The organism is Pseudomonas sp. CCOS 191 (assembly GCF_001007005.1).
Lineage (GTDB): Bacteria > Pseudomonadota > Gammaproteobacteria > Pseudomonadales > Pseudomonadaceae > Aquipseudomonas > Aquipseudomonas soli.
Genome location: NZ_LN847264.1, coordinates 3,018,998 through 3,044,263, shown reverse-complemented (window position 1 = coordinate 3,044,263; position 25,266 = coordinate 3,018,998). Strand labels below are relative to the sequence as shown.

Sequence of the window (25,266 nt, the reverse complement as noted above, 5' to 3'; positions counted from 1 at the left end):
TCAGTCGGTGGAAGGCTTACAGCCCTTGGAATCGGGCCGGGCGTTTTTCCTGGAAGGCGCGGATGCCTTCGTTGCGGTCGGCGGTGCCGGCCAGCAGGGTGAAGGCGTGGCGCTCGAAGCGCAGGCCGCTCGCCAGGTCCATGTCCTGGGCCTTGAGCAGCGCCTCCTTGGCCAGGCGCACCGCCAGCGGTGCCTTGGCGGCGATCGCTACGGCCACCTGCAGGGCACGCTCGACGGTGAGTTCGGGCTCGGTGACTTCACTGACCAGGCCGGCCTGCAGGGCATGGCGGGCGCCGATGGCCTCGCCGCCGAGGACCATCTGCATGGCCAGCGGCTTGCCCACGGCGCGCAGCAGGCGCTGGGTGCCGCCGGCGCCGGGGAGGATGCCGAGGTTGATTTCCGGCTGGCCGAAACGGGCGTCGCTGCCGGCGATGACGATATCGGCGCACATCACCAGTTCGCAGCCGCCGCCGAGGGCGAAGCCGTTGACGGCGGCGATCAGGGGTTTGCCGAAGCCGGCGATGCGCTGCCAGTGGGATACGCGTGGGTCGTCGAGGATGCCGACCAGGTCGCGCTCGGCCATTTCGTTGATATCGGCGCCGGCGGCGAAGGCCTTGCGGCTGCCGGTGATGACCACGGCACGGATCTGCGGATCCTGGTCGGCGGCATTCAGTTCTGCGGCCAGCTCTTCCAGCAGCGCTGTGTTCAGGGCGTTCAGGGCTTGCGGGCGGTGCAGGGTGATCAAACGGACACCGTCCGCCGGGGCCTGCACGATGAGGTTGCTTGGCATGGGGTACCTCGGGCTGCACGTTCGGCGCCGGCTGGGGCCGGCTTTTCTTGGAGTTGTTCGTGGTGCTGGGGCCAGTATATGTTCAATACGATACATAAAATCAATATAGAAATTGTAATTACGTATCTTGATGTGAGGCGAATTACGCTATCGCGGGGCAAGCCCGCTCCCACGCACCCTCGCTCTTACTATCATCCGAGGGAGCTGGCTTGCCCAGCGATGAAGTCTTCACAGGTCTGAAGCTTGGTGAAGAAAGCGATACACCGGCAAGGCATTGACTAAGTGATTTGATCTGATACAGGATCGCCAGGTCTTCTGAATCATATCGAGAGCCAGACCCATGCCCTGCTACCGCCTCGACGGCCTGACCCCCGTGGTCCATCCCAGCGCCTATGTACACCCCAGCGCCGTGCTGATCGGCGACGTGCTGGTCGGCGCAAACTGCTACATCGGCCCCTTGGCCTCGCTGCGCGGCGATTTCGGGCGAATCATCCTGGAAGAGGGCGCCAACCTGCAGGACACCTGCGTGATGCACGGTTTTCCCGGCGGCGACACGGTGGTCGAGCGCAACGGCCATATCGGCCATGGCGCCGTGCTGCACGGCTGCCGGATCGGCGAGGATGCCCTGGTCGGCATGAACGCGGTGGTCATGGACGCCGCGCATATCGCCCCGCGCTGCATCGTCGCCGCCACGGCTTTCGTCAAGGCCGGCTTCGAATGCCCACAGCAACACCTGGTGGTCGGCGCGCCGGCGCTGGCCAAGCGCCCGCTCAGCGACCAGGAACTGGCCTGGAAACAGCGCGGTACCGCCGAATACCACAGCCTTGCCCGGCGTTGCCTGAGCGCACTGGTGGAATGCCCGCCATTGACCGCGCCGGAGCAGGACCGCCCGCGCATGGGCGACTCCGGCTTCAGGCCCAAGGCCGAGGGCGGTGCATGAGCCTTGCGCGGTCGCGGCAGGCAGGTATAGTCGAGGCTTTAGCCGCGCCTCGTTCCCCCATGAGCAGCCTTGCCCCCCTGAATCACCTGATCACCCGTTTCCAGGAGCAGACGCCGATCCGCGCCAGCTCCCTGATCATCACCCTCTACGGCGATGCCATCGAACCCCATGGCGGCACGGTCTGGCTGGGCAGCCTGATCAACCTGCTGGAGCCGATGGGCATCAACGAGCGGCTGATCCGCACCTCGATCTTCCGCCTGACCAAGGAAGGCTGGCTGACCGCCGAAAAGGTCGGCCGGCGCAGCTACTACAGCCTCACCGGCACTGGCCGGCGGCGTTTCGAAAAAGCCTTCAAGCGCGTCTACAGCGCCAGCCTGCCGGCCTGGAACGGCGCCTGGACCCTGGTGCTGCTGGCCCAGCTCGATGCCACCAAGCGCAAGGCCGTGCGTGAAGAGCTCGAGTGGCAAGGCTTCGGCGTCATGGGCGCGAACCTGCTGGGCTGCCCGCGCACCGACCGTGCCGACCTCGCTGCGACCCTGCGCGAGCAGGATGCCGAGGACGACTGCATCGTCTTCGAGACCCACGCCCAGGAAGTGCTGGCCTCCAAGGCCCTGCGCGCCCAGGTGCGGGAAAGCTGGAACATCGAGGAACTGGGCCAGCACTATAGCGAGTTCATCCGTCTGTTCCGCCCGTTGTGGCAGGCGATGAAGGACCTGGATGCGCCGAGTCCGCAGGACTGCTTCCTGGCGCGTACGCTGCTGATCCACGAGTACCGCCGCCTGCTGCTGCGTGATCCGCAGTTGCCGGACGAGCTGTTGCCGGGGGATTGGGAAGGGCGCGCGGCGCGGCAGCTGTGCCGCAACCTGTACCGGCTGGTGCAGGGCAGGGCGGAGGAGTATCTGGCCAGTGCGTTGGAGACGGCGGATGGGCCGTTGCCGGATGCCAACGAGAGTTACTATCGACGCTTCGGCGGGCTTGGCTGAGTGAAAGGAGTGGGCAAGCCCTCTTGTGCGAAGAGGGCGTGCAGATTGTCAGATGACAAAGAACCCATGGGTTCCGTCACGCCCCAACTGATCCACCAACCCGAACTCCCAATCCAGATACCCCTGCATCGCTTCGCGCGGGTTATCCGTACCCTCGTATGGCCGCCGATAACGATCGATGCGTGGCGCGCCCAGGCGCTGCTCGCCTTGTTCGGTCGGCAGCCCGGCGGCGTTCCAGGCGCTGTTGCCGCCCTCGAGCACGAACACCGGCTTGCCGCTCAGGGCCGCCACCTCCGGCGCGGCATAGCGCGCCAGTTGGCTCGAGCCGCAGGTCAGGACGAAGTGCCGTGCTCCGGACAATGACGCCAGCACGTCCTTCAGCTGACTGCGCAGCGCCCATACCGCACCGGGAATATGCTGCCTGACATGGTTGGCGCTGGTGGTGAAGTCCAGCACCTGGGTACCCGGTTCTGATAGCCAGTTGGCGAGGAGGGTGGGGCTGATGGTCTCGGCCTGGGGTGGCGCCGGCACGGGCGCGACCCAGGCACCGGGTTCCTTGAAGTCGCCCGGTGACAACCCATCGAGCACCGCCACCGCCCAGCCCATCTGCGCCAGCCACGATGCGCTCATGTTGGCGCGCACGCCGTCGTCGTCCACCAGCACCAGGCGCGCGCCGCGCACACTGGCGACATGGTCGGTCTCCTGCACCAGTTGGCCACCGGGCGTGGAGCGGGCGCCGGGCAGGTGGCCCAGGGCAAACTCCTCGGGCGTGCGCACATCGAACAGGTAGGTGGTGCGCTGCGCTTCGGCCTGCCATTGGCGCAGGCCTGCCAGATCGATGCGTGCCACACCGGCGCGGTCGGCCACCTGGCGGGCGCGTTGCGCGGCGCTGTCGCGGGTGGTGGCGGTCACTGCGCGGAAACGGCGCGACTGGCCCTGTTCCAGTCCCTGTCCGGCAAGGGTCCAGCCGATGGTGCCGTTGCGCAGGGCCGCCACCGGGTTGGGGATGCCGGCATTGACCAGCGACTGGGTGCCGATGATGCTGCGGGTCCGCCCGGCGCAGTTGACGATCACCCGCGTATTCGGATCGGGGGCCAGCTCCGCCACGCGCAGCACCAGTTCGGCGCCGGGCACGCTGATGCCGCCGGGGATGCTCATGGTCTGGTACTCGTCGAAGCGGCGGGCATCCAGCACCACCACATCGGCGTTGGCGTCGAGCAGCGCCTTGACCTCTTCGGCCGCCAGCGACGGCGTATGGCGCTCGGCCTCCACCAGCTCGCCGAAGGCCTTGCTCGGCACGTTGACGTCGCGGAACAACTCGCCACCTGCTTCTCGCCAACCGGCGAGGCCACCGTCGAGCAGCGCCACGTCGGTGTAGCCCAGGGCGAGCAGGCGCTGCGCGGCGGTCGACGCCAGCCCTTCGCCGTCGTCGTAGACGGTGATAGGCGTGTCGCGCCGTGGCACTCGGGCGTAGATCTCCAGCTCCAGCCGCGACAGCGGCACATTGGCGGCGAACAGCGGATGGGCCTGGGCGAACGGGTCTTCCTCGCGGACATCGAGCAAGGCCAGCTCCTGGCCGGCGAGGAGGGCGGCGCGGATAGCGTGGAAGGTGCGACGGGTGGCCTGGCTCATGCGCGGTTCTCTTTCGACAGATCCCAGAGGTTGGGCAGGTGGCTGTTGGAATAGCCGGAAATAAAGGGTTGTTCTTCACCCTCGGCGCTGTACACCGCACGCCGCACGGCGCCGATGTTGGCGCCGTAGACATGGATGCTGATGGACGTACGGTCGGCATGGGCATTGCGCACCTGGTGCAGGTCGCCGATGCGCGGCGACACCGCGATCACCTGGCCGGGCGCGAGCCGCTCGGCCGGGCCCTCCGGCTGCGGGGCTCCGTGCGCCAGGGCATAGCCCTGGCTGATTTCGCTGCCGCGCAGCATGCCGATCAGCCCCCAGGTGCGGTGGTCGTGCACGGGGGTTTCCTGCCCTGGCCCCCAGACGAAACTGACGATGGAGAACCGCTGGCCGGAGTCGGCGTGCAGCAGGTACTGCTGGTAGCGCTCCGGGCTGGGCCGGGCGTAGTCGTCCGGCAGCCAGTCGTCGACACTGACCAGGTCGCGCAGCAGCCGCGCGCCGTGGTCGAGCAGGCGCGGCTCGTCCGGCGCCTGGGCGAGAAGGTCGGCCAGCTCGCCGATGAAGCTGCGTAGCCGTCCGAGGTTGGGCGTTTGAGACATGGGTTCCCTCGATGTCCGTCAGGTTAGGCAGCGGGGGGCGCTACCGTGGCGAGGAAAAAGGTATTATTCTTTTTGCGTATTTTTCCACATATTTATTATGCGAATTAAGAATGAAGATAGATGATATCGATGCATTCGTGGCCGTCATCCGCAGCCAGTCCATCAGCCAGGCGGCCGAATCGCTGCGCCTGACCCAGCCGGCCATCACCCGCCGGGTGCAGAACTTCGAGGAAGCCCTCGGCGTCAGCCTGCTGGATCGCAACACCAAACCGTTGAAACCCACGCCCATGGGCATGCGCGTCTACGAGCAGTGCCGGGCGGTGCTGCGCGAGATGGACGCGCTGCGCGAACTGGTGCTCAGCGACGCCTTGCCCAGCGGCGCCCTGCGCCTGGGGGTGCCGCAGACCATCGGCGACGTGGTGCTGCTCGACGCCCTCAGCCAGCTCAAGGCGCTGTATCCCGACCTGCAGACCCAGGTCGCCACCGGTTGGGGCAGCCACCTGCTGGGCAAGATGGAGAACGGCGAGCTGGACGCGGTGGCGGCGCTGTTCCCGGCCGGCAAGGTGTTCCCCGACGGCATCGTCGGTCGGTCGTTGGCGCGCATGGACCTGGTGGTGGTGGCTGCCCGCGGCGAGGTGGGCAAGCGCAGTTGCAAGCTTGCCGACTGCTACCAGCGTGGCTGGGTGCTCAACCCCGACGGCTGTGGTTTCCGTGCCGGTCTGCAGCGGGCGTTGAACGACGAAGGGCTGTCGCTGAGGATCAACCTGGAAACCTTCGGGACCGAGTTGCAACTGGGCTTGATCGCCAATGGCCTGGGCTTTGGCCTGGTGCCACGGCCGTTGCTGGACAACAGCCGCCACCGCGAGCGCCTGGACATCGTGCAGGTGAGTGATTTCAAGCCGGTGATTGACTTGTGGCTGATCCATCCGCGGTTTCTCGGCAACCTGCAGGCGCCGGTGGCGTTGTTTGGCGAGACCGTGGCGCAGCGGGTGGCGAATCAGGGGTGAGGTTTTGGGCGGTTGTTTTTTGGCTTTTGATCGCGTTTAGGCGAAGAGGTGCCTGGCGATAGCCTTGTAGCGCCTATGAAATCGAGCGCTGCAAGTGTAGCGGCGGACACCTGTCGGCCATCACCCGATCAGAAGCCCTGCATCATAAAATTAAAAATATAATTTATATAACAACTATCAATAAATGCACTTTTTGTATATTAGGTTAGAAGCAGATCGAATTTCACGGCACTTTTTAAGATCGATAGCATAAGGATCAAGCCAGGCACCGGCGGGCTTGATCGACACTCCCGCTGTGGCCAGCAATCAATGGATCGGCCTTGAGCGAGGAGATGGAATGTCCCGGCAAAGCAACACACTTGTCCCCGCCACGGCCCTGCTGACCCTGTTGCGCTGGCAGGGTTGGCGTAACATTGGCCTGCGCCTGATCAGCCCGTTGCTGTTGCTGGTGGCGTGGGAACTTGCCTCGCGCAGCGGCCTGTTGCCGCCGCGAATCATCGCCGCGCCCAGCGCCATCGGCGACACCCTCTGGCAGATGATCGTCAGCGGCGAGCTGGCCGGGCATTTGTGGGTATCCCTCAAGCGTGCCCTGAGCGGCCTGGCCATCGGGGTCAGCGTCGGCACGCTGCTGGCGTTGCTCGCAGGCCTTTCGCGGCGTGGCGAACTCGCCATCGACTCGCCGGTGCAGATGCTGCGCACCTTGCCTTTCCTGGCCATCGTGCCGCTGTTCATCCTCTGGTTCGGCGTGGGCGAAACGCCCAAGATCGCCCTGATTGCCCTGGGCACCACCTTCCCGGTGTACCTCACCCTGTTCTCCGGCATCCGTGGCGTCGACCCCAAGCTGGTGGAGGCCGGGCAGCTGTTCGGCCTGGGGCGCCTGGGGCTGGTCTGGCACGTGATCCTGCCCGGCGCGCTGCCGGCGTTCTTCGTCGGCCTGCGCTACGCCTTCGGCATCAGCTGGCTGGGCCTGGTGGTGGTCGAGCAGATCAACGCCAGCGCCGGGCTGGGCTATCTGGTCAACGACGCCCGCGACTTCATGCGCACCGACGTCATCGTCATCTGCCTGATCGTCTACAGCGTGCTGGGCCTGTCCATCGACGCCCTCGTGCGCTTGTTCGAACGCCTGGCCCTGGCCTGGCGCCCCACCTTCATAAGGAACTGATCATGGAAGTCGCACTGCAACGCCTGCGCCCGCCGGTGCGGGTGCGCGGGCTCACGCGCAGGTTCCAGGGCCACACGGTGCTCGATGGCCTGGACCTGGACCTGGCGCCCGGCGAGTTCGTCGCCTTGCTCGGCCGCAGCGGCTCGGGCAAGACCACCTTGCTGCGGGCGCTGGCCGGCCTGGACCGGGTGGAGGCGGGCACGCTGGAGGTGCCCGGCGTGCATGCGGCGGTGTTCCAGGAGCCGCGGCTGATGCCCTGGAAGCGGGCCTGGCGCAACGTTCTCCTGGGCCTGAGGGGCGCCGAGCCAAAAGCGCGTGCCCTGGCGGCGCTGCGTGAAGTGGGCCTGGCGCACCGCACCGAGGCCTGGCCGGGCACCCTGTCCGGTGGCGAGGCCCAGCGCGTGGCCCTGGCCCGTGCACTGGTGCGCGAGCCGCAATTGCTGCTGCTCGACGAGCCGTTCGCCGCGCTGGACGCCTTGACGCGCATGCGCATGCACCAGTTGATCCTCGAACTGTGGCGCACCCACCAGCCATCGGTGCTGCTGGTCACTCACGACGTCGACGAAGCCCTGCTGCTGGCCGACCGGGTCGTGGTGCTGGACGCCGGGCGCATCGCCGAGCAGATCCCGATTCGCCTGCCGCGCCACCGCGAGGTGGCCAGCCGTGGCTTCCAGGCGCTGCGCCAACACCTGCTGGCCCTGCTCGGCGTCGAAGCGCCTGCGCCCAGCCATGCCCATTCCCTCGCACGGACCGCCCACCGATGAGCTTCGACTTGCATAGCGCCGCCAAGGCGGCCGACCTCGATTCGCCGGCCTTCGCCGACTTGCTGGCCCACCTGAGCGACGAATTCGCCGCCAGCGCCGCCGAGCACGATCGCCAAGGCAGCTTCCCCCACGCCAACCTGCGGCGCCTGCATGAACATGGCCTGCTGGCCCTGACCGTGCCGCGCCGCCTGGGTGGCAGCGAAGCGACGCTGGCCCAGGCCCGGCGGGTGATCGCCGCCGTGGCCCGGGGCGAGCCGTCCACCGCCCTGGTGCTGGTGATGCAGTACCTGCAGCACGCGCGCCTGCAACAGAACCAGGCCTGGCCCGAGCACCTGCGCCTGCGCCTGGCCCGCGAGGCGGTGGCGGACGGCGCGCTGGTCAACGCCCTGCGCGTGGAGCCGGAGCTGGGCACCCCGGCCCGGGGCGGGCTGCCGGGCACCGTCGCCCGGCAGGTGACCGAGGGCTGGCGGATCAGCGGGCGCAAGATCTACTCAACCGGCATCCCCGGCCTGACCTGGTTGGCAGTATGGGCGCGCAGCGACGAGGAAGAGCCTCGGGTCGGCACCTGGCTGGTGCATCGCGACACACCGGGCATCCGCATCGAGGAAACCTGGGACCACCTGGGCATGCGTGCCACTTGCAGCCACGACGTGATCTTCGATGATGTACTGGTGCCCGCCGAGCACGCCGTGGATATCCTCCCGGCGCGCCAGCCACGCCCGTCCGAACTCGATCACAACGGCGTGCTGTGGCTGGCCGTGCTGCTGTCGAGCATCTACGACGGCGTCGCCCGTGCCGCCCGCGACTGGCTGGTGGGCTGGCTGGCCGGGCGCACTCCGGCCAATCTCGGCGCGCCGCTGTCGAGCCTGCCGCGTTTCCAGGAACTGGTGGGGCGCATCGACGCCTTGCTGCTGTCCAACCGGGTCCTGCTCGACGCCGCCGCCGAAGGGCGCATCCCGGCGAGCGAGGCCACCCAGGTCAAGTACCTGGTCACCACCCAGGCCATCAGCGCGGTCGAATTGGCCGTCGAAGCGATCGGCAACCCGGCGCTGGCCCGGGGCAACCCGCTAGAGCGGCATTACCGCGATGTGCTGTGCAGCCGTATCCACACCCCGCAGAACGACGCGGTGCTCGGCGCCGCCGGCCGCGCGGCGTTTGCCTTGCCCAGCCGTGGCGGCCAGGCATGAGCGGCGTGCGCATCGCCAGTCAGCTGGACGCGCGGTTCAACGCGTTGCTGGCCGCCGCCGTGCCAGGCGTGGAAATCCTGGCGCTGCCCAGGGGCGTGCCCCATGGGCTGCCGGACGATGTTCGGGTCCTGCTGGCCGCGCCCGACCCTGGCCTGCGTGATGCCGTTGCGCCGCCCTCGGGCTGGCCGTTCGGGCTCGGTTTCGTGCAACTGGTCAGCTCCGGCATCGACTACTTTCCCGGTTGGTTGCTCGAGCCGGTGCCTGTGGCCAGTGCTCGCGGGGTAACGGCGGACAGCCTGGCCGAGTTCGCCCTGGCGGCGATGTTCGCCGCCGCCAAGCAACTGCCGCAGCTGTGGATCGACGAGCCCGGGCAATGGCAGCCACGTCCGCTGGCCTCGCTGGCCGGTAGCACCTTGGCGATCTACGGTTTCGGGCGAATCGGCCAGGCCCTGGCGCGCAAGGCCCTGGCCCTGGACATCGAGGTGATCGCCCTGCGGCGCTCGGCCAGGCCGTTCGAGGTGGCCGGCGTACGGGGCGTGGCCAGTGTCGAGGAACTGTTCGCCTGCGCCGATCACCTGGTACTGGCGGCACCGGCCGACCCGTCGACCCGGCATGTCGTCGATCGCCGTAGCCTCGCTCACGCCAAGCCTGGTCTGCACCTGATAAATGTCGCCCGTGGCGCCTTGGTGGACCAGGACGCCTTGCTCGATGCCCTGGACAGCGGTCAGTTGGCCCTGGCCAGCCTCGATGTCACCGAGCCCGAGCCGTTGCCGGCCGGGCACCGGCTGTACGGCCATCCCAAGGTCCGGCTGAGCCCCCATACCTCGGCCAACACGCCGCAGGTGTACCGCAACCTCGCCGCGCTGCTGGCGCGCAACCTCGAACATTTTCGCAGCGGACGACCGCTGGAGAACCTGCTGGCCCAAGGAGAGACCGCATGAGCGCCAGGCTGAGCCGCCTACCCACCGCCTATTCATTGCCCCGCGACGGCCACACCGTGCATCGCTGGCAGGACCCGCCCCAGCAACCGACCCACGAGGCCGAGCGCCTGCTGCGCAAGCAACGCCTGGCCGGCTCGTTCCGGCTGTTTGCCCGGCATGGTTTCAACATGGGCGGCGCCGGCCATATCACCGTGCGCGACCCCCAGTTCCCCGATCACTTCTGGGTCAATCCGGTGGGCGTGTACTTCGGCCATATCCGCGTCAATGACCTGCTGTTGGTGAATCCTCGGGGCGAGATCGTCGAAGGGCAGGGCGCGTTGAACCTCGCCGCCTTCGCCATCCACGCGGCGCTGCACGAGGCGCGCCCGGACGTGGTGGCCGCCGCCCATGCCCATTCGTTGTACGGCAAGGCCTGGTCGAGCCTGGGACGCCTGCTCGACCCGCTGACCCAGGACGCCTGCGCCTTTCATGGCAAGCACGCGCTGTTCGACAACTTCACCGGGGTGGTGCTGGAGGCCAGCGAGGGCGCGCGCATCGCCGCCACGCTGGGGCCGGACAAGGTCGCGCTGATCTTGCAGAACCATGGGCTGCTGACCGTCGGGCGTACGGTGGAAGCGGCGGTGTGGCGCTTCATCGCCCTGGACAACGCCGCCCACGCGCAGCTACTGGCCGAGGCCGCCGGCACGCCACGGCCGATCCCGGCGGCGGTGGCCGAGCACACGGCGCGCCAGGTCGGTACCGAGTTCGGCGGCTGGTTCAGCTTCCAGCCGTACTGGGACCGCCTGCTGCGCGACGAACCTGATTTTCTCGACTGAGTGCAAGGAGGCGCCATGAATCGCCGTCGTTTTCTGCAGTACAGCGCCCTGGGCGGGCTCGCCTGCGCGGTGCCCGGCGCCTTTGCCCGCGACTGGCAAGGGCTGACTCTGGGCGTGGCCACCTACAAGGGCGCCGCGCCGACCTTCTTCGAACAGGCCGGCATCGAGCGCCCACCGTATGGCGTGAAATACGCCGAGTTCAATGGCGGCAACCTCGGTTTCGAGGCGCTGGTCAGCGGTACCCTGGACCTGGCGCCGATGAGCGAGATCCCGCCGATCTTCGGTATCCGCAACCAGGCGCCGGTCAGGCTCATCGCCGTGCTGACCGGTGATGTCAACAACCAGGCCTTCATCGTGCCCAAGGGGTCGACGATGCAATCGCTGGCCGAGCTGCCGGGCAAGCGGGTCGGTTACATCCGCTCCACGTCGTCGCACTACCTGCTGCTGCGCGGCCTCAAGGATCAGGGCCTGACCCTGGCGGACATCCAGCCCCTGGCGCTGACGCCCCAGGATGGCTTCGCCGCGTTCCAGAACGGCAACCTGGATGTCTGGGTGACCTTTGGCTACTTCATCCAGCTGGCCGAGCTGCGCAGCGGTGCGCGGGTGCTGCGCACCGGGCAGGGCTACCTGTCGGGCAATTACGTGATCGCCGCCAACCGGCGGGCGATCGAGGATCCGCTCAAGCGCGCGGCGATCGAGGACTATGTGCGCCGCGAATACCGCAGCTGGCAATGGGTGCAGCACCACCCCGAGGCGTGGGCGGCGCGATGCGAGCAGGTGCTGGGCATCCCCCGGGAAGTGTTCATTGCCCAGTACAAGGCCCAGAGCGGGCCGCGGGTGCTGCAGGCGGTGGACGATGCCGCGGTGCGGTCGCAGCAGGACGTGGCCGACACCTTCCACGCCGCCGGCGTACTGCCCCAGCGCCTGGACGTGGCGCCGTTGTGGGATCGCAGTTTCAGCTGGACAGAGTGATTCATGCGGCCCCCCGCAGGGCCGTGCCTGGTGAAAAGGACTTCCATGCCTAGCTCAACTCGATACGCCTGGTTGCCGCTGGCACTGGCCTGCAGCACCGCGCTGGCCGATGTCGCGCCCTCGACCCGCGCCCTGCATGAGCGCCTGATCGTGCTCGACAGCCACCTGGACACGCCCATGCAACTGGCCCGACCCGGCTGGGACATCGGGCAGCGCCACCGCTATGCCGACGATCTGTCCCAGGTCGACCTGCCGCGCATGCGCGACGGTGGCCTGGACGGCGGATTCTTCGCCATCTTCACCCCCCAGGGTCCGCTCACCCCCGAGGGACGCACCCAGGCCAGCGAACATGGCCTGGCGGTGATCACCCGCATCCGCGACATGGTCGCCGCCCGGCCGGACGCGTTCGCCCTGGCCACGCGGGCGCAGGAGGTGCCGGCGATCGTCGCCTTAGGGCGGCGGGTGGTGCTGATCAGCATGGAAAACGCCGAACCGCTGGCGGCCGACCCCGGCCGGCTGGCCACCTACCATCGTCTGGGCCTGGTGCATGCGCAGAACAACGATTTCGCCGATTCGGCCACTGCCTTGCCGCACTGGCATGGGCTGAGCCCGGCCGGCCGCGAGCTGGTGCAGGCAGCCAACCGCCTGGGGATCCTGATCGATGTGTCCCATGCCTCCGATGCGGTGTTCGATCAGGTGTTGGCGTTGTCCCGTGCCCCGGTGATCGCCTCGCATTCCGGCGCCCGGGCCATCGGCCCGCATCCGCGCAATCTCGATGATGAACGTTTGCGCCAGCTTGCTGCCGGGGGCGGGGTGGTGCAGGTCAACACCTACGCCAGCGACCTGGTGCCGCGTGCGCCGAATCCCGCCCGGGACAAGGCCCTGGCACCGCTGTACCGGGAGTTCCGCTTGGCGGCCAGCCTGCCGCCAGCGCAGGTGGCGGACCTGGCCCGGCGCATACGCGAGGTCGAGGCCCGGTATCCGCTGCCGGCAACCAGCCTGGACGACTTCATGACGCATCTGCTGCACATCCTTGACGTAGTCGGGCCACGGCATGTCGGCATCGGCGCGGATTGGGATGGCGGCGGCGGGGTGGCGGGGCTGCGCGATGTCAGCGATTTGCCGGAGATCACTGCTCGGTTGTTGGCGGCGGGGTACAGCGAGCAGGACCTGGTGGATATCTGGGGTGGGAACCTGTTGCGCGTTATGGAACAGGCGCAGGCTGATCGGTGAGGGGGATGTTGAATCGTATCGAGGCCGGATGGTGTTAGACGATAAGGTTTTGTAGCGTCTATCAGATCGAGCGCCGCCCGCGCGGCGCATCGCGGATGAATCCGCTCCTACATTTGTTGCAACGTACCGAACCTGTCAGGCCATGGTTGCCAGCCTTGGTGGATGTCTTGAGACGAGCGGGGCGGCGGCAATGCCCACCGAAAAATCGCGTCGAGCGCACAAGGCTAACAACCATGGCCTATCAGGCATGGCCACGTTGCAACAAATGTAGGAGCGGATTCATCCGCGATGCGCCGCGTGGGCGGCGCTCGATCTCACAGGCGCCTCAACGTGCCCGTCGACCAATGGTGTTTCAAAATAATTATGCGTTTTGTGCAGTATGCAAAGCTTTAGACATTACACATTTTAATATTTGCATATGCTCAAAATGTATTTCTCTTATCCCATCCCGCTCTCTAGGATGGCTCCACATAGAGCGTTTTCGTAGCTTGATAACATCAAGCCATAACTGAAAGCGATAACCGTGGACCAGGGAGAGTGCCCGCGATGCCATTGACCAGACGACAGCTCATTGCCCGTATCGGTGTGGTCGGCGGCCTGCAGGCTGCCACGGCGGCCCTGGGCCTGTTTGGCACGTCGGGGTCGGCACGGGCCAGCCAGGAGAACTACGCCGCGTTGCCACTGGCCCGTGTAGGGCAGGGCGCCACTGTCACCGTGGTCGGCGCCGGCATCGGCGGCCTGGTGGCGGCCTACGAGCTGCGCAAGGCCGGTTTCGCCGTCACCCTGCTGGAAGCCCGCGAACGGGTAGGTGGGCGCAACTGGACCGTGCGCCGGGGGGATCGGGTCGCGTTCACCGATGGCAGCGTGCAGACCGTCGCGTTCGACGAGGGTTTCTACCTCAACGCCGGCCCCGGCCGCCTGCCCAGCCACCACCAGCTGATGCTCGGCTATTGCCGCGAGATAGGAGTGGAGCTTGAGGTGCTGGTCAACACCAGCCGCAACGCCCTGGTGCGTCCCGACCTCGACCAGCCGCCGATGCAGATCCGCCAGGCGGTCAACGACAGCCGTGGGCACCTGGCCGAACTGCTGGCCAAGGCCGTCGACCGCCAGGCCCTGGACCAGGAACTGAGCCTGGACGACCGGCGCAACCTGCTGGGCTTCCTGCGCACCTGGGGCGACCTGTCGGAGAAACTCGAGTACCTGGGCTCGGCGCGCTCGGGCTACAAGGTCTGGCCCGGGGCCGGCGACCAGCAGGCCCTGCGCAACGACCCGCTGCCCCTGCGTACCCTGCTCAACCCGGCCCTGGGCACGGCACTGATGATCGACGAGTACCCGGAGTTCTCGCCGACCATGTTCCAGCCGGTGGGCGGCATGGACCGTATTCCCCTGGCCTTCCAGCGCCACCTGCAGGATGTTCTGCGCCTGGGGGCCGAGGTGGGCTCGATCCGCAATTTCGACGATCGGGTGGAGATCGGTTACCAGCAGCAGGGTAAGCCACAGCGCATCACCAGCGACTATGCGGTGATCGCCTTGCCGCTGCCGCTGCTGGCCAAGCTCGACAGCAACTTCAGCGCCCAGGTGCGCCAGGCGATCGCCGCCGTGCAATTCGGCCATGCCAACAAGGTGGCCTGGCAGTCCCGCCGGTTCTGGGAGACCGACTACCAGATCTACGGCGGCCTGTCGTTCATCAATCAGGCGTCTTCCGGCCTGTGGTACCCCAGCGGTGGCTTCAACCAGGCCGAGGGCATTCTCGTCGCCGCCTACAACAACGGCGAGACTGCCCGCCAGTTCGCCGACAAGTCGGTCGCCGAGCAGATCGCCCTGTCGCGCCAGGCCGTGGAGCTGCTGCACCCCGGTCACGGCCACGAACTGCGCAAGCCGTTGGTGGTGGACTGGGGGCGCATACCCCACAGCCTCGGCCCGTGGATCAGCCACCCGCTGGCCGACGCCGACTACGACCTGCTCAACCAGGCCCAGGGGCGGGTGCACCTGACCAGCGACGCGCTGGCCCACAGCGGCATCGGCATCTGGCAGGAGACCGCCGCCGGCGCCGCCCGGCGGGTGGTGCGCAACCTGTGCGAGCGTGCCCAGGGCACCGCGCAGGCCCGGCAGACCGCCTGAACAATACACAACGAAAACCATCTGCCAGGTAGCGGACCTCCGAGGCTGGCGCCTACACATCAGTGGAGCTTCGCCATGCCTTTCAAGCACGCCCTTCTGGGGTTGGGGGTCCTGTTCGCCGCGGCCAGCCAGGCCGCCGATATCGAGCGCGTCCCCTCGACCTATCCCAACTCGCCGATCCTGCAGTCGGCGACCCTGCCGCCGGGCACGGCGCTGACCTTCGTCTCGGGGATCCTGCCCGACCCGGCCGACCCCAAGGCGGCCAAGGATGAGCTGCGCGCCAGTGGCGACACCGAGGCGCAGACCGTGGCGGTGCTGCGCAAGGTCGAAGCCGCCCTGGCGCCGCGCGGGCTCGACCTGGGCGATGTGGTGCAGCTGCGGGTGTACCTGGTCGGCGACCCGCAACTGCAGGGGCGCATGGACTTCGACGGCCTGCAGCGCGGCTTCCGCCAGTTCTTCGGCAGTGAGCGCCAGCCGTTGAAACCGACTCGCACCACGGTGCAGGTGGCCGGGCTGGTATTGCCCGGCGCCCTGATCGAAGTCGAGGCGGTCGCCGCCAAGGCCCGTTGAGCCCCCGAACCCGAGAGCGGCGGCCGGGCCATGGCCGCCACAAGGAATATCCGCAGATGCCCAAGACCTTCAAGCTTTCCCCCGTGGCCACCGCCCTGGCCCTGAGCCTGGCCGGCGAGGCCATCGCCGCCGAAGACCCGGCGCTGTCCACCGTGGTGGTGACCGGCGTGCGTGGCAGCCAGCAGCGCACCGTGACCGACAGCCCGGTGCCGGTGGACGTGATCTCCGGCGAACAACTGCGCACCAGCGGCCAGAACGGCCTCAAGGACATGCTCACGCGCCTGCTGCCCTCGTTCAACGCGCCGACCATCAACGGTGGCGGCACCGCCTTCCTGGTGCGCGGCATCAGCATGCGCGGCCTGGGCGGCGACCAGGTGCTGATCCTGGTCAACGGCAAGCGCCGGCACAACACGGCGATGATCAACAACAACGCGCGGGTCGGCACGGCCGCGGTACCGGTGGACCTGGACCTGATTCCCACCGCGGCGATCGAGCGCATCGAGGTGCTGCGCGACGGCGCGGCGGCGCAGTACGGCTCCGACGCCATCGCCGGGGTGATCAACATCATCCTCAAGCAGGACGCCGAGGGCATCACCTCCGACAGTTCCGTCGGCCAGTACTATGCCGGGGACGGCACCAGCGGCCATGAGGCGGCCAACGCCGGCTTCGGCCTGGGCGACGGTGGTTTTCTCAACCTGTCGTTCGACGCCAAGGTACAGGAACCCTACGACCGCGCCGGCGCCGTGCGCGGCAACTTCACCACCCTGGCCAACGGCCAGCCCGACCCGCGCCTGAGCGAACGCCACGGCTGGGGCGAGGAATACGGCCTGGGCCGCGACCGCACCTACAGCGGCGCCTACAACCTGGAACTGCCCCTGGGCGAGGAACTGAAGCTGTATTCGTTCTCCACCCTCAGCTACCGCGACGGCAAGAAGGTCCTCGGCCACCGCGCGCCCACCGACATCACCGCCACCAACTGGCTGGCCAACCCGCCTTATCCGAAGGGCGGCCAGGCCACCCGCGAAGTGGAGGAGACCGACTACCAGTTGCTCGCCGGTCTCAAGGGCCTGGCCGCCGAGTGGGATTGGGACCTGTCGACCACCTATGGCCGCGACAAGGCCAAGCTGTACACCGACAACAACCTCAACCTGTCCAACGACCCGTTGCTGAGCCAGCGCCGCTTTCACCTCACCGACGAGATCTTCGACCAGTGGACCACCAACCTGGACTTCAGCCGGGCCCTGGACATTGGCTGGAGCAGCCCGCTGGAAACCTCGTTCGGCGTCGAGTACCGCTGGGAGAAGTACCAACTCACCGAGGGCGAACCCAATTCCTACAACTATGGCGACTACGTCATCCCCAGCGGCCCGCTGGCCGGACGGCGTCCGGACCCCGGCCTGTTCTCGGTCAACGGCACCACGCCGGAGGATGCCGGGCAGATGATCCGCCATAGCGGTGCGGCCTACGTCGACTTTGGCCTCAACCTCACCCCGCAGTGGTACAGCGCCTTCGCCCTGCGCTACGAGCGCTACAACCAGGAGGTCGGCGAGACCGTCAGCGGCAAGTTCACCACCCGCTACGAGTTCGCCCCGGGTTATGCGGTGCGCGCGGCGGTGAGCAATGGTTTCCGTGCGCCGTCGCTGGCGCAGAACGTGTTCTCTTCGACCAGCTCGGTGACGATCTTTGGCGCCGGCGGCAGCACCAGTACCGCACGCACCAAGCAGATGCGCCCCGGCTCGCCAGAGGCCATCGCCCTCGGCGCCCAGACCCTGGAACCGGAGAAATCGCGCAACTACAGCCTGGGCTTCACCGCCGAGCCCACCGAGCGCCTGCGCCTGACTGCCGACTTCTACCTGATCGACATCGACGACCGCATCCTGCAGACCGGCGTGCTCACCGGGCCTGCGGTGTCGCAAATCCTGGTGGCCAACGGCCTGTCGCCTGACTTGTCCGGGCAGTACTTCGCCAACGCCGCGGACACCCGCACCAAGGGCGTCGACCTGGTGGCCGAGTACCGTCAGCCGCTCGCCGAGTACGGCACCGTGCGCTGGAGCCTGGCCTACAACCGCAACAAGACCACCATCCGTGACCTGGCCGACACCCCGGCGAGCCTGTCGAGCCTCGGCGCAGGGTACGTGCTGTTCGACCGCCAGCAGCAGATCGACCTGACCAAGGCCACGCCCAAGGACAAGTGGATCCTCAACAGCAACTACAAAGTCGATGATTGGACGGTGAACCTGACCCTCACTCGCTACGGCGAGTACACCGAAGGCTCGAACATCCCGGCCAACGACCGCACCTACGGCGCCAAGTGGATCACCGACATCGACGTGGCCTACGACCTCACCCAGAACATCACGGTGGCGCTGGGGGCCAACAACCTGTTCGACAAGTACCCGGACAAGATCGGCATCGTGCCCTGGGCCGGGACCTACGAGTACGGGATGTTCTCGCCCTATGGGCTGGGTGGGGGTTACTACTACGGCCGCGTGAGCCTGGCGTTCTGATGAGTCATTTATTCAGTGGGCGTCACATGCTGACGGGATTGCTGTGCCTGGTACTGGGGGGCGTTCACGCGGACGAAACCCTGCACGTCTCCAGCCAGAAGAACTCGCTGCAGGTGCTGCTGCAGGCCGCCGGCGAGCTCGACGATGTGCCGTACCCCCTGGAGTTCGCCGCCTTCGGCGCCGCCGCACCCACCGCCGAAGCCCTGGCGGCCGGCGCGGTGGATATCGGCACCCTGGGCACCGCGCCGTTCGTGTTCGCCACCGCGGCCGGCGCCGGGCTCAAGACCGTCGGGGTGGTGCGCCTGCAGGTGACGCCCACGGCGGTGGCGATCGTCGTGCCCGAAGCGTCGGCGCTAAGCGACGCGGCGTCGCTGGCGGGCCGGCGCATCACCACCACCCGCGGATCCATCGGCCATTACCTGGCGCTGGCAGCGTTGCGCGCCACTGGCCACAGCGGTCGCGACGCCACCTTCGTGTTTCTCCAACCAGGCGAGTCACGCAGCCTGCTGGCCAACGGCGGCGCCGACGCCTGGGCCACCTGGGACCCGTACACCAGCATGCTCCAGCTCGAAGGCGGCACGCGGGTGCTGGTCAGTGGCGAAGGCCTGTTCGCCGGCAACATGCTGCTGGTGGCCAACCCGGCGGCGATCCGCGACAAGCCGGCGCAACTGCGGGATTTCCTGCGCCGGGTTGGCCGCGCCTGGGACTGGGCCAACGCCCATGTCGAGCAGTTTTCGGTGATCCAGGCCCGCCAGAGCGGGCTGCCGCTGGAGGTGCACCTACGCTCGAACCGCTTTTCGCAGCCACGCAGGGTGGCGGTGGACGACGCGCTGGTCAGGGACTTGGCCGACACCGCCCGGCTGTACCAGGACGAGGGGGTGATCGGCCCGGGCTTCGTTGCCGAACAACAGCTGGACAAGCAGTTCAATGAAGCATCGGAAGTTCAGTGAAAGTTATCCGCGGCGCGTAACTTAAGTTGTAATTTTTATAATGTTCATGCGCATTGCTGATAATGGCTGAAGTTGTTCAGTAATATTTTGAAAAAAGTTTTGAGGCTAGAGAAAAACGATATTTCACAAGTGCTTGCCGCTTGTTGAAGATGGCCTGGCGACCATCGAAAGTCGCCGGTTAGCCGCCACTCACAGGTGCAGTCAAACCGTTCAGGAATAGGCGAGGGAGTGTTCATGCTGACGATTACCACGGTCGAGGAATTGACCGCCGCACAGTTAGACGATGTGATTCACGCCCGCACACTGGGCATCCTGATCAAAGGCTTCGCACCCGCCGATACCGTGGCCCTGGCCCTGGAGCGCCTGAGTCATCACGAACTGCGTGGTGCCTTCAGCGAGCAGACCGAGTTCGTGCGCCTGGGCAAGGCCTACATCGAGATCAGGGACGAGGCCAGCCGCGCCGAGTACCACGGCCAGGCCATCGCCAATATTCGCAAGATCCGCAGCGCCTTCGGCCCGCTGGCATCGCCCATCGACCATTTGCGCCTGCTGCTCGACGAGGTCTGGCCCAAAGGGGCGCGGCTGCTGGATGTGAACGGGCGCAAGTGCTTCGTCGGCATCGCCCGCTTCCAGGGCAACAACGTCGACCTCACGCCGCATACCGACGACCTGGCCCGCAATGCCCCGGCCGACCACCAGCCGCGGCTGCTCACCCAGCTGTCGACCAACATCTACCTGCAGATCCCCGAGGACGGCGGCGAGCTGGAGATCTGGAACCTGCACCCCGACGAGGCCGAGTACGAACGCCTGCGTGGCCAGCGCGCCTACGGTATCGAGCGCCACCTGCTGCCGCCACCAGACCTGGTGGTCAAGCCCGAGGCGGGTGACCTGATCTTTCTCAACCCACGGTTGATCCACGCGGTGCGCCCCTCGGCCACCAGCACCCGGGTCACCCTCGGCGTATTCATCGGTTATTTCGGCGACGACCAGCCTTTGGCCTACTGGAGCTAAGCAACATGAGCAATGTGGAAGCGATCAACCTCAAAGCCTATTTCAACAAGGGCGGCGAAGAGCTGGACTTCACCGGCAAGCGCTGCGTGCTGGCGGTCAGCGTGGGCCAGGAATACCACGAGGAGCAGAAACTCAGCTCCACCGTGCACCTGATCAACAAGTCCGGCTTCAGCCAGGTGAAGGTGGTGGTGGCCGACACCTTGCAGCGCCACAACAAGCACGGCAAGTCGCCGGGCGAGGCGCTGTCGGCGTCGATTCGCGATGGTGACGCGTGGCTGGCGCGCAACCGCAAGTACCTGGCCGGATTGGAGGCGCCGGTAAGCATCAGCCGCTGGAACCAGGAGCTGGCCTCGGACCGTTACGCCGAGCTGCGCCAGCAGGTGAACCAGCTTTATCGTGAAAGCGAGGACCTGCGCGGCGCCATCGAAGCGACCATCGGCGTGTTCATCGAGCGTCTGCGCTTGCGTGACCCCGAGGCGGACCTGGAGCGCGCCGCCGCCCAGTGCCGCGAGTACATCCTCGAGGAAGTGCCGATCATCCTGCCGCAGTGGGCCGAGCAGGGGTTCGACTACGTGATCTACCCGCAGCAGATGACCGACGCCATGGCGACCGCCCGGCGCCTGCTGGTTGAGCCTCACGCGCCAGATCGCGTGCACTGGCTGCCATTGAAGTTCAAGAAACGCGGCATCCCGATTCCCTTCACCCTGCCAGGGGTGGTGCATCCGGCCTGGGCCGCCAGCGCCATTGCCATCTGACCTTTAGCCACGCAGGCCCCACGCCACACGGACGATGGCCTTCACACTGAAATCCGGAACAGGAGTTTCCATGGGCGTTTTTGCGCAACAGCAACGCAAATGGTGGGCTTTGCTCGGTGTGAGCATCGCCAGTTTTCTCGGCTGCGTCGACTTCACCATCGTCAACACCGCGCTGCCGGCGTTGCAGGCCGACCTCGGCGCCTCGGTGGGCAGCCTGCAATGGGTGATCAACGGCTTCATCCTGGCGTTGTCCAGCAGCATGGTGCTGGTGGGCAGGCTGGCCGACCTGAAAGGCCGCCGGCGGGTACTCAACCTCGGGCTCACGGTCTTCGGGCTGGCCTCGCTGGCGGCAGGGCTGGCCAGCACCATCGATACGCTGGTGGCCGCGCGGATCGCCCAGGGCCTGGCCTGCGCGGTGCTGTACACCGCGTCGGGGGCGATCGTCGCGGCCACCTTCGCCAGCGAGGAGCAGGGCAAGGCGTTCGGCGTGCTGTTCGGTGTCAATGGCATCGGCCTGGCGGCGGGGCCGGTGTTGGGTGGGCTGATTACCAGCGCCTTTGGCTGGCAATGGATCTTTCTGGTCAACGTGCCGTTCGTGCTGCTCAGCCTGGCGATCATCGCCGTGGCGGCGGACGAGTCGCGGACTGGCGAGGACGGCGCGCGGCTCGACTGGCTGGGGGCGGCGTTACTGCTGCTGGGTTTGCCGAGCCTGGTGCTGGCCATCGTCCAGGGCGCGGACTGGGGCTGGACCTCGGCCAGTACCTTGGGCCTGCTGGGGGTGGCGCTGCTTGCCCTGCTGGCTTTCGTCGCGGTCGAATTGCGGGTCGCCGCGCCGATCATCGACCTGCGCCTGTTCGCCAACCGCCGTTTCGTCGCGGCGGTCACCGCCAGCTTCGGCCTGGCGGTGTTCTATTGCGTGGCATTTTTCGTGATGCCGTTGTACCTGGCGTTGATCCGTGGTGAGAGCGTGCAGGCCAGCGGCCTGCTGTTGCTGCCGACCACCCTCGGCGTGGCGTTGCTGTCGCCGTGGGTGGGGCGCCTGGTGGACCGCAAGGGCCCGGCATTGCTGGTGCAGGCCGGGTTGCTGCTGTTCGTGCTGTCCGCCGTGCTGCAGGCGGCATTCGGCGAGCAGACTTCGTTGCTGCACCTGCTCGGCGCCTTCGCGGTGATGGGGCTGGGCTGGGCGTGCATCCTCGGGCCTTCGACGGTGCTGGGGATCTCCTCCGTGCCGCAGCAGGTGAGTTCGGTGGCCATGGGCTCGCTGATGACCCTGCACAATGTCGGCGGTGGGCTTGGCCTCGCGGTCGGGGTGGGGCTGTACCGGGCGGTGGCGGCCGATACCTTGTCCGGCGCCACGGGCGTACCTGCGCAGACCGCTTGGCTGGCCAGGGCGGCGGCGGCGCCGGAACAGGGCGCGGCCCTGCTGGGCGAGCACCTGGGGCAGGCCAGCGACGTCCTGCAGGGCTGGGTGCGTGCCGCGTTTCTCGACGGCTACCAGGCGTTGATGGTGTTCCTCGCCGTCAGCCTGTTGCTGGTCTGGGGCGCGGTGACCCTGCTGCTGCGCACGACAAAAGCGCCGGTGCCTGCCCAGGAGCCCAGCCATGGCAAGGCGTGACGGCCGCCTGCGACTGGGGGCTTTTCTCTCCGGCGCCGGCGCCCACGCTGGCAGTTGGCGACATCCGCAGGCCGACGCCGATGCCTCGATCAACTTCGAGCGCTATCGACAGTACGCCCAGACCCTCGAGCGCGGCTGTTTCGACGCGCTGTTCCTCAACGATAACGTCGCCGTCGGCGAGCTGGATCCACGGGTGCTGCGCAGCAGCGCCTACAGCCTGCGCTGGGACCCACTGACCCTGCTGCCGGCACTGGCGGTGGTGACCCGCCACCTTGGCTTGATCGCCACCGCCAACACCAGCTTCAACGAACCGTACAACATCGCCCGCACCTTCGCGTCCCTCGATCACCTGTCCGCTGGTCGGGCCGGCTGGAACCTGGTCACCGGATTGATCGGCGGCGAGAACTTCAACCACGCGGCGCACGTGTCCCATGCCGATCGCTATGCCCGTGCCGGGGAGTTCTTCGACGTGGTCACCGGGCTTTGGGACAGCTGGGCGGACGATGCCTTCCCGCTGGACAAGGCCTCCGGCACCTGGCTGGAGCCCGCGCGGATGCAGGTGCTCGACCACCAGGGCGAGCATTTTCGCGTGCGTGGCCCGTTGAATGCGCCACGGCCATTGCAGGGCTGGCCGGTGATCGCCCAGGCCGGCTCCTCTGAAGCCGGAAGAGCGTTGGCGGCGCGCAGCGCCGAACTGGTGTTCACCGCCCAGCAGACCTTGACCGAAGGCCGGGCATTCTATGCGGACATCCACCAGCGCCTGGCCCTGGCCGGTCGGCCGCCGCAATCATTGCTGGTGTTGCCGGGCCTGGCGCCCGTGGTGGGGCGCACGGCCAGCGAAGCGCAGGAGAAGCACGAGCAACTGCAGGCGCTGGTAGATCCGGAGGCGGCGCTCAAGGCCCTGTCGTTCCTGCTGGATATCGGCATCGACCTGGAGCGGCTGCCTGCGGATGCCCCGGTTGTGCTGCCGGACCCGCTGCCACTGACCGAGCGGCACAGGAGCCGCCAACAGCTGGTGGTGGACCTGATCCGCCGCGAACGGCCCACCGCCAGGCAACTGCTGGCCAGGCTCGGCGCGGGCGGACATCGGTTGCTTGTGGGCACACCCGGGCAGATCGTCGAGGAGATGGCCTGCTGGTTCGAGGAAGGGGCGGCGGATGGCTTCAACCTGCTGTTTACCCATCTGCCAGGCGGGCTGGATGATTTTGTCGGGCAGGTGGTGCCGGAGTTGCAGCGGGTGGGGTTGTTCCGGCGCGGGTATGAGGGGCGTACGTTGCGGGAGAACCTGGGGTTGCGGTATGTGCCGAACCGGCATTTTCTCACCTAAACACAGGGGCACTTTTTTCATCGCGTGTTGACGGGCAAGTGTCAGACGATGGCTATTTTGCGTTCTCAAGATCGAGCGCCGCCCGCGCGGCGCATCGCTGGCAAGCCAGCTCCCACATCTGTTTCGGGCCAGTCTGTCCTGTGAAGTTGCTGCTGTCCGCCTTGGTGCATGTCTTGAGACAAGTGGGACGCCAGTGGTGCCCACGCTGAGACCGCGTCGTACCCACAAGGCGTACAGCCGCGGCGCTGCAGGCATTACTGGCCCGAAACAGATGTGGGAGCTGGCTTGCCGGCGATGCGCCGCGCGGGCGGCGCTCGGTCTCACAGGCACTGCAACTACAACGTCGAGCACCTTGAAAGCAATGTCTCCCACAGGGAGTGGCGATCACTTCAACCCCGCTGATCGAAGAAATGCCCCATCAACTGCAACAACGGCCGGCGTCGGTTCTTCACCGCGAACTCCCATTCATGCGTCTGCGACGGCGCATGGCCGAGCTCATGCTCGCCCAGCAGCTTCTGTACCTTGGCCAGGCGGTACCAAGGCACCGAGGGGAAGGCATGGTGGACGATGTGCAGGTTGAAGTTGAGGATCACGAAGCGCGACCACAGCGGCAGGCTCTTGCAGTCGTGGGACACGCCGTCCTGCTCCCAGAACTGCAGGCGATCGGCATCGCGGGCGAGCAGCGGGGCCTCGGCGTGGTGCGGCAGGTTGAGCAGCTCGACCATGAAGAACAGGAACACCCAGGTGATCAGGTAGAACAGCACCAGGTCCAGCAGGTGCCCCAGGCTCCAGGCCAGCACGGCCGCCGCCAGGTAGCCGGCCAGGTACAGGCGGGCGAAGCGGATCTCCTTGAGGATCCGTGGCGAACTGTCGCCCTTGGCCTTGGCGATGAAGGGCGCGCGCCAGTTGAGCAGGAAGTGGTTGGCGGCGATCATCGGGATCCAGTGCTTCCAGACGAACTCCAGGGTGCGCTCCTGCTTCTTGGTCATCACCGAGAAACGCTCGATCATGCCGCGGTTCTCCGGGTCGTTCAGCGGGTGCGCGGTCCAGGTGTGGTGGGCCATGTGGAAACGCCGGCGGACCAGGAACGGCAGGGCGATCAGCCAGCCGTTGCAGTGGCCGATGAAGTCGTTGAACCGGCGGTTGGCCGAGGCGGCGCCGTGGGTTGCCTCGTGCATGATCAGGTAGAGCTGCACGGTGGCCAGACCTGCCAGCGCCAGGCCCAGCAACTGCAGGGCGGTGGAGTCGGCGAGCCAGAGGTTCCAGGCCACCACCACCAGCAGCAGGTCGACGACCCACAACATCACGGTCCAGGGTTCCCGGGCGCCGTCGGGGATCTGTTTTCTTACACTAAGCCATTGGTCCTTGGTCACTTGCTGAAACTC

At 67.1% G+C, this 25,266-nt stretch carries 22 protein-coding genes; 18 read left to right on the top strand and 4 right to left on the bottom strand.

From position 1 onward, the window contains the following. Positions 1-16: 16 nt before the first annotated feature. Positions 17-790, bottom strand: coding sequence for a 2,3-dehydroadipyl-CoA hydratase PaaF (gene paaF, locus CCOS191_RS13435; RefSeq protein ID WP_046855633.1), 774 nt, complete (start codon positions 788-790; stop codon positions 17-19). Positions 791-1,130: 340 nt separating this feature from the next. Between paaF and paaY the strand changes: the two genes are divergently transcribed. Both paaY and paaX read left to right on the top strand, forming a co-directional pair. Beyond that, positions 1,131-1,730: a phenylacetic acid degradation protein PaaY gene (paaY, locus tag CCOS191_RS13430; RefSeq protein ID WP_046855632.1), complete on the top strand. Its 600-nt coding sequence runs from the start codon at positions 1,131-1,133 to the stop codon at positions 1,728-1,730. A 59-nt stretch (positions 1,731-1,789) separates the two neighbouring features. Continuing rightward, on the top strand, positions 1,790-2,713 hold the full coding sequence (gene paaX, locus CCOS191_RS13425; protein WP_102682033.1) for a phenylacetic acid degradation operon negative regulatory protein PaaX: 924 nt from the start codon (positions 1,790-1,792) through the stop codon (positions 2,711-2,713). 48 nt (positions 2,714-2,761) lie between these two features. Here paaX and CCOS191_RS13420 read toward each other — a convergent pair whose 3' ends face one another. Both CCOS191_RS13420 and CCOS191_RS13415 read right to left on the bottom strand, forming a co-directional pair. Beyond that, positions 2,762-4,345 carry a rhodanese-related sulfurtransferase gene (locus tag CCOS191_RS13420; RefSeq protein ID WP_046855630.1) on the bottom strand — a complete coding sequence of 528 codons (1,584 nt, stop codon included), beginning with the start codon at positions 4,343-4,345 and terminating at the stop codon, positions 2,762-2,764. Beyond that, a complete protein-coding gene (locus tag CCOS191_RS13415; protein WP_046855629.1) occupies positions 4,342-4,944 on the bottom strand; it encodes a cysteine dioxygenase in 603 nt (200 codons plus the stop codon). The genes CCOS191_RS13420 and CCOS191_RS13415 overlap by 4 nt, the downstream gene beginning before the upstream one ends. 110 nt (positions 4,945-5,054) lie before the next feature. Here CCOS191_RS13415 and CCOS191_RS13410 point away from each other — a divergent pair, with 110 nt between their 5' ends. From CCOS191_RS13410 to CCOS191_RS13335, 16 genes are all read left to right on the top strand, one after another. Continuing rightward, on the top strand, positions 5,055-5,951 hold the full coding sequence (locus tag CCOS191_RS13410; RefSeq protein ID WP_046855628.1) for a LysR family transcriptional regulator: 897 nt from the start codon (positions 5,055-5,057) through the stop codon (positions 5,949-5,951). 337 nt (positions 5,952-6,288) lie between these two features. Beyond that, positions 6,289-7,113, top strand: a complete 825-nt coding sequence (locus CCOS191_RS13405) for an ABC transporter permease (RefSeq protein ID WP_046855627.1) — start codon at positions 6,289-6,291, stop codon at positions 7,111-7,113. Between the two features lie 2 nt (positions 7,114-7,115). Next, on the top strand, positions 7,116-7,877 hold the full coding sequence (locus tag CCOS191_RS13400; protein WP_046855626.1) for an ABC transporter ATP-binding protein: 762 nt from the start codon (positions 7,116-7,118) through the stop codon (positions 7,875-7,877). Beyond that, the gene (locus CCOS191_RS13395) at positions 7,874-9,064 is read left to right on the top strand and encodes an acyl-CoA dehydrogenase family protein (RefSeq protein ID WP_046855625.1); all 1,191 of its coding nucleotides are present in this window, start codon (positions 7,874-7,876) and stop codon (positions 9,062-9,064) included. The genes CCOS191_RS13400 and CCOS191_RS13395 overlap by 4 nt, the downstream gene beginning before the upstream one ends. Further along, on the top strand, positions 9,061-10,005 hold the full coding sequence (locus tag CCOS191_RS13390; protein WP_046855624.1) for an NAD(P)-dependent oxidoreductase: 945 nt from the start codon (positions 9,061-9,063) through the stop codon (positions 10,003-10,005). Before CCOS191_RS13395 ends, CCOS191_RS13390 begins: the two co-directional genes overlap by 4 nt. Next, entirely contained in the window at positions 10,002-10,820 is an 819-nt protein-coding gene (locus CCOS191_RS13385; RefSeq protein WP_052752614.1) for a class II aldolase/adducin family protein, read from the top strand. Before CCOS191_RS13390 ends, CCOS191_RS13385 begins: the two co-directional genes overlap by 4 nt. Before the next feature lie 15 nt (positions 10,821-10,835). Beyond that, positions 10,836-11,792 (top strand): ABC transporter substrate-binding protein, encoded by a 957-nt coding sequence (locus CCOS191_RS13380; RefSeq protein WP_046855623.1) that lies wholly within the window; start codon positions 10,836-10,838, stop codon positions 11,790-11,792. A 45-nt stretch (positions 11,793-11,837) separates the two neighbouring features. Beyond that, positions 11,838-13,025, top strand: a complete 1,188-nt coding sequence (locus CCOS191_RS13375) for a dipeptidase (RefSeq protein ID WP_046855622.1) — start codon at positions 11,838-11,840, stop codon at positions 13,023-13,025. A gap of 546 nt (positions 13,026-13,571) precedes the next feature. Further along, the gene (locus CCOS191_RS13370; protein WP_046855621.1) at positions 13,572-15,146 is read left to right on the top strand and encodes a flavin monoamine oxidase family protein; all 1,575 of its coding nucleotides are present in this window, start codon (positions 13,572-13,574) and stop codon (positions 15,144-15,146) included. Positions 15,147-15,221: 75 nt separating this feature from the next. Beyond that, positions 15,222-15,716 (top strand): RidA family protein, encoded by a 495-nt coding sequence (locus tag CCOS191_RS13365; protein ID WP_046855620.1) that lies wholly within the window; start codon positions 15,222-15,224, stop codon positions 15,714-15,716. 56 nt (positions 15,717-15,772) lie between these two features. Then, entirely contained in the window at positions 15,773-18,223 is a 2,451-nt protein-coding gene (locus CCOS191_RS13360) for a TonB-dependent receptor plug domain-containing protein (protein ID WP_046855619.1), read from the top strand. After that, positions 18,223-19,173, top strand: coding sequence for an aliphatic sulfonate ABC transporter substrate-binding protein (locus CCOS191_RS13355; RefSeq protein ID WP_231867431.1), 951 nt, complete (start codon positions 18,223-18,225; stop codon positions 19,171-19,173). Before CCOS191_RS13360 ends, CCOS191_RS13355 begins: the two co-directional genes overlap by 1 nt. Positions 19,174-19,407: 234 nt before the next feature. After that, entirely contained in the window at positions 19,408-20,184 is a 777-nt protein-coding gene (locus tag CCOS191_RS13350; RefSeq protein ID WP_046857791.1) for a 2OG-Fe(II) oxygenase, read from the top strand. A gap of 5 nt (positions 20,185-20,189) precedes the next feature. Then, on the top strand, positions 20,190-20,939 hold the full coding sequence (locus CCOS191_RS13345) for a tRNA-dependent cyclodipeptide synthase (RefSeq protein ID WP_046855617.1): 750 nt from the start codon (positions 20,190-20,192) through the stop codon (positions 20,937-20,939). Positions 20,940-21,009: 70 nt separating this feature from the next. Continuing rightward, positions 21,010-22,554, top strand: a complete 1,545-nt coding sequence (locus tag CCOS191_RS13340) for an MFS transporter (protein ID WP_046855616.1) — start codon at positions 21,010-21,012, stop codon at positions 22,552-22,554. Further along, a complete protein-coding gene (locus CCOS191_RS13335) occupies positions 22,541-23,881 on the top strand; it encodes an LLM class flavin-dependent oxidoreductase (RefSeq protein ID WP_046855615.1) in 1,341 nt (446 codons plus the stop codon). Before CCOS191_RS13340 ends, CCOS191_RS13335 begins: the two co-directional genes overlap by 14 nt. 389 nt (positions 23,882-24,270) lie before the next feature. On the opposite strand, the gene CCOS191_RS13330 is transcribed toward CCOS191_RS13335, so the two are convergent. Further along, positions 24,271-25,254, bottom strand: coding sequence for a fatty acid desaturase family protein (locus tag CCOS191_RS13330; RefSeq protein WP_046855614.1), 984 nt, complete (start codon positions 25,252-25,254; stop codon positions 24,271-24,273). Positions 25,255-25,266: the final 12 nt, after the last annotated feature.